Source organism: Bacillus sp. RC251 (assembly GCF_044908765.1).
Classification (GTDB): Bacteria; Bacillota; Bacilli; order Bacillales; family Bacillaceae_G; genus Bacillus_A; species Bacillus_A wiedmannii.
In genome coordinates this window covers 1-5,117 of sequence record NZ_JBIYDP010000030.1, presented here as the reverse complement: position 1 = coordinate 5,117, position 5,117 = coordinate 1, and the positions used below count along the sequence as shown (strand labels likewise).

The window sequence follows — 5,117 nt, the reverse complement described above, 5'->3', positions numbered from 1 at the left end:
CGTCATACGAAAAAACACCTCCATTGAATTTGCATACTTAGTATGCGAATTCAGGAGGTGTTTTTTTCATGTACCACTATTCGGGTTCACTTCATGTTTAAGGTGGTGTTTTGTTATTACCCTATTATTTCAGTGCACTGTTTGTCTACAAAGGAGAGGGATTCGTTCTAATTTATATATTTATGTTGAAATGTTGTTTAAAACCTACTTTTCCTTTATCTGTGACTTTTACAGCTCGAATAGATGGAACTTGAACGATCCAACTTAAATCCAAAAAGCGTTTCATCAGTTCATTTCCTAAAGCACCGGCAAGATGATGATGACGTTCACTCCAGTCTATACATGCATGAGAAAATGATCGTCGTTTTCTTTTTAATTGACCTAAATCAATGCCGAAATCAGTAAAGAACTGTTCTCCTTTAGGTGTTACTACAAAGTTTCTTTCTTCTTTTTCCAAATAACCAGTATTCAACATTGATTCGGTTAAACCGACTCCTAATTTTCCTGCTAAGTGGTCATAGCAAGTTCTAGCTTCTCGAAGTAATTTTACTTGGCTAGATTGTTTTAACGAGCGCACTTCAGGAGGTGGAGAAATCGCAAGAAAAGATTCTAAAATGCGTGCGACTTCTTCATTAGCTAGCTGATAATAGCGATGGCGTCCTTGCTTATCAACGTTAACAAGGTTAGATTCTATTAATTTAGAAAGATGAAAACTGGCTGTTTGAGGCTTTATTGCAGCCATATAAGCTAATTCACTGGCTGTATGAAACCGGCCATCCATTAAACTTATTAGAATTGCTGCCCGTGACTTTTCTCCAAGGAGAAAGGCAACTTCCGCCACATTTGGATTTATACTCATTTTCATCAACCTTTCCGCATTCCATATTTCGATTATAGTTGAAGTGTTTATCGTTTACAATTATTTATGACAATTCAAGGAGGTAACACAATGAATACTTATTATGCAGCTATATTTACTTCTCAAAGAACAGAGCACAATTCAGAAAGATATGAAAGTATGTCAGACAACTTGGTAGAACTAGTAAAAACACAACCTGGGTTTATTAGGATTGAGAGCGTAAGAGATAACGAAGGGTATGGTATTACAATTTCTTATTGGGAATCCTTAGAAGCAATTCAAAGATGGAAAGCTAATAAGGTGCATCAAGTAGCACAACAAAAAGGAAAAGAAACGTGGTACAGCCAATATAACGTGCAAATTTGTAAGGTGGTAAGAGATTATTCTTTTAAAGGAATTGATTGAGTTAGTCAATTCACCTAAAGGTCACTTGCGTCTAAAGGAGCTTGTAATTAAGCGACCTTTTTCGCTCTATCGGTGCATTTGTACAACCAGAGGAATAGAAGAATAATCAAACCGTTTTATAAAAATAAATCTATCAATATTAAAAAATGACCTCGTTTTGATCAAACTGTATTCAAAACGAGATTGTTTTCTTTATAATAAAGTCAATATTTACGAATAACTTTTAATTAAACTTTATTCTAATCCAACATTTTCAAATCCAAAGTACAATTCTATATGAGTATTTCCATACATATAAATTTACTTTATGGGGTACCGCCACATCGCTATCAAGCTAATAAAAAGAAATGTCAACCTAAAATAAAAAAATACGCTATTCTTTCTGTAGAATCATAGGAAAGGATAACGTCTTTTTTTCTTTATGGATAGTGCGAAACCTTAGATTGATAGCGATGTGGCGGTAACCTATGCAAATAAATTTAAATATTCAGATTTTATCAAAAACGGAAAAATGAGATGACTTCTCAAAATAACTAACTGTAGAGAAAGAAAAATTTCATTTAGTGGGTACTTCAAAACCTTAGCTTGATGGCGATGGGGTCACCATATCAAAAAAAGAAAATTGTGCGTATAGTGTAGCCTTGGAATAAAGTTGGATTAAATTAACTTAATAAACCCTGATAAAAGATGCAAATAGAAAAAGTTTGATAATTTTTGCGATCCTTACTCAATTAATGCGCCCTTTGGCTGAAGAAGGGCACATCAGTTTATCACTGATTCTTCTTTTCTAATTTTAATTGATTAACAATGTAAGATACTAATGTAATTAACGGATTAATAATAGTCTTAGATGTTTTATACTCAACTTGCTGAGATGCATCAACCATAGATAATTGAGCAACGGAGATAACTTTCTTTGTATCTTTAATGATTTGATTTAAGAACTTTGCAATTTTTTGGTCGTATTCTTCTTTTAGTCCTTGCATTATCAATTCAAAAGTACTATTTATAACAATAACCTCTAAATCTAAAGATTTTTGATGATTATTAGCATGATATTTAAGGCGTTCTACCGTACCTTCAACAGTTGCAGGATTTGTAAAAAGAATGGTCTGAGGCTGCTGTATATTGCAGAGGTAATCAAAGAATGGTTCATCAATTTTAATAATTGGCACTGAAATTGAGAGTTGGTCTTCCTGTAAAATTGCAATATAGTTTGTGCAAGTAATAAGGATAGCATCAACATTACATTGGGCAATCCATTCTATTTGCTCTTTAACTTTAAATTGAGCATCTGATTCTTGAAAATTTTCATTTAATGTAACTCGATACATTAAAGCTGGGTCAACAAAATGTATTAATTCAATGTTAAATAGGGAAAATGCGTTTTCTATATATTCTATATTTGAATAATGGGCGTGTAAGCACCCTAATCTTTTTCTCAATTCCATTCCACCTCTATTATATTTCTGCTTATTCTATCAGTATGCGCATCCAAATGTCTATCAAAATTGTGATTGAGACCTTTCCTCTTATTCCACAATATGGTCCTTTAGTGCAGGAACTTTATTGCTATTCAACGATTCCTTAATCCGCCTTTCAGTACAGATCTTCTATTCACTATAAAAACATCACAATTTTTTTATAAACGTCGCGACTTTATTCAAAACATCGCATCTTTTTTAAAAACATCGTGACTTTATTTACAAGCGACATATAGACATATTTTTCAACCGCTTCCTGTACGTTAAGGGACTCGTTATTTTTTTTTACAGTTTTTTATTATGAAATTCTAAATAACTAATTATAATAGGTGAAAAAACGATCAATAGTTGGGTTACGGAAAGGATTCGAAATTACATTCTTTCTCAATACATATTATGGATAAATAAAGTAAAATATGGTTTGGGGTTATGTCTCATGTTGTGTTAATCCTAACAATAACTAAGGGTACATAATATGCTTTCATACCTTTGAATAATTTTGTTATAGGAGGGCTGGAGATTTAAATGGCTCAAATTGTTGGTATTGATAGATACCTTTGTACTGGGGCTTTATCTATATGCGTGAGGGCCTTTCCCTAAGTCTTGTCAGGAAGTAAGGAACAGTAGGCAAACACTTATACAATATGAATAGAGGAGAGGAATGCCTTATGAAAATACGTAGTCAAATTACATGTGCAAGTCTGGCCCTTTTAATAGCTGGAAGTTCCCTGTTATATACAAGACCAACCTCAATTGTAAAAGCAGAGCCCACGCAAAATGTATCTAGTTCGTTACAAACAAATACTCAACGAGATCGTAATTCCGTCAAGCAAGCAATGCGGGATACATTGCAACTTGGATACCCGGGGATACTTGCTAAAACTTCTGAGGGTGGAAAAACGTGGGGGTATGCTGCTGGAATAGCGGATCTGAGAACCAAGAAACCGATGAAAACAGATTTTCGCTTTCGCATTGGGAGTGTGACGAAGACGTTCACTGCAACAGTTGTACTTCAATTAGCTGGAGAGAATCGCCTGAATCTAAACGACTACATCGAAGACTGGTTGCCTGGTGTCATTCAAGGAAATGGATATGATGGTAACAAGATTACTATCCGGCATATATTGAACCATACAAGTGGTATCGCTGAATACTCAAGGTCAAAAGACGCTGATTTTACGGATACAAAAAAATCGTATACGGCTGAAGAGTTAGTGAAGATGGGGATTTCTCTCCCCCCAGACTTTGAACCAGGAAAGGGCTGGTCTTATTCAAACACAGGATACGTTTTACTGGGTATGCTTATTGAAAAAGTAACCAAAAACAGCTATGCGGAAGAGATTGAAAATCGGATTATTGAGCCACTTGAATTGTCGAATACATTCCTACCTGGGAATTCAAGTGTTATTCCAGGCACCAACCATGCCCGTGGATATGACCAACCAGACAGAGCAAGTGAGCTAAAAGACGTTACTTATTATAACCCAAGTGCAGGTAGCTCTGCTGGAGATATGATTTCTACTGCTGACGACTTAAACAAATTCTTCTCTTACTTGCTCGGTGGCAAATTACTGAAAGAACAACAACTAAAACAAATGCTTACTACAGTTCCTACAGGAAGAGAAGGAATCGATGGATATGGTCTTGGAATCTATGAAACTAAGCTTCCGAACGGTGTCTCGATATGGGGACACACAGGTGGCATTCTAGGGTTTACTACTCTTGTTGGAGGTACACTTGGAGGCAAGCATACGTTGGTCGTCAATTGGAACAGTTTGGGTAGAGCTGACAGTCCTAATCCTTTTAAAAATATTTTACTTGCTGAATTTAGTAAGTAGGAAAAAGGAAGAAATTTACCGTAGTTTTCATAGTTGAAAATATACTTTTCTGTTTCAAAAGCCCCACCTTATTTTCGAGAAAAATTTGGGGCTTTTTTTGTTTTGGTGGCGTTTATTCTTCTTAAGTTGGTGGATGTGGGGTAGCACCACATCGCTATCAAGCTAAGGTTATGTAAAATCAATTTCAGGTGAGAAAATCCCTATGTTCTAATGACTAATTGTATATTATTTAAAGAATTGCATACGAAATAAACCCTAATGGGTTTTGCTTTTTCAAAATTAAGCTGCATGAGTATGAGACATGGAATAATTGTATACGATGCCTAAAATATCAAAGACTGTTTTTTTCTCATACCTATGGGATTTTCGCCCGTTTTGCTGTAGGAGATTGAACAGACGAAGTAACACCTTTGATAGCTCTTGGGTGTTTTTTTGGATAGTTTGGAATAGAAGAAGAAAATAGTCTTTAATCATATATATGGCTTTATACTCACTAAGCTCTCGTTTTTTCTTCATGAGGAGCAATTGGCG

The 5,117-nt window shown here is 35.0% G+C and carries 4 protein-coding genes and 1 pseudogene; 2 read left to right on the top strand and 3 right to left on the bottom strand.

Going from position 1 to position 5,117, the window contains the following annotated elements:
* Positions 1–172 precede the first annotated feature (172 nt).
* Positions 173–859: an ArsR/SmtB family transcription factor gene (locus tag ABH961_RS29985; protein WP_113937454.1), complete on the bottom strand. Its 687-nt coding sequence runs from the start codon at positions 857–859 to the stop codon at positions 173–175.
* A gap of 90 nt (positions 860–949) precedes the next feature.
* Here ABH961_RS29985 and ABH961_RS29980 point away from each other — a divergent pair, with 90 nt between their 5' ends.
* Positions 950–1,264, top strand: a complete 315-nt coding sequence (locus tag ABH961_RS29980; protein WP_404520653.1) for an antibiotic biosynthesis monooxygenase family protein — start codon at positions 950–952, stop codon at positions 1,262–1,264.
* Between the two features lie 770 nt (positions 1,265–2,034).
* Here ABH961_RS29980 and ABH961_RS29975 read toward each other — a convergent pair.
* Positions 2,035–2,715: a hypothetical protein gene (locus ABH961_RS29975; RefSeq protein WP_404520651.1), complete on the bottom strand. Its 681-nt coding sequence runs from the start codon at positions 2,713–2,715 to the stop codon at positions 2,035–2,037.
* Between the two features lie 701 nt (positions 2,716–3,416).
* On the opposite strand from ABH961_RS29975, the gene ABH961_RS29970 reads away from it, so the two are divergent.
* Entirely contained in the window at positions 3,417–4,586 is a 1,170-nt protein-coding gene (locus ABH961_RS29970; protein ID WP_404520649.1) for a serine hydrolase domain-containing protein, read from the top strand.
* A 279-nt stretch (positions 4,587–4,865) separates the two neighbouring features.
* Here ABH961_RS29970 and ABH961_RS29965 read toward each other — a convergent pair.
* Positions 4,866–5,117: pseudogene (locus tag ABH961_RS29965) on the bottom strand (IS4 family transposase); the annotation flags it as partial.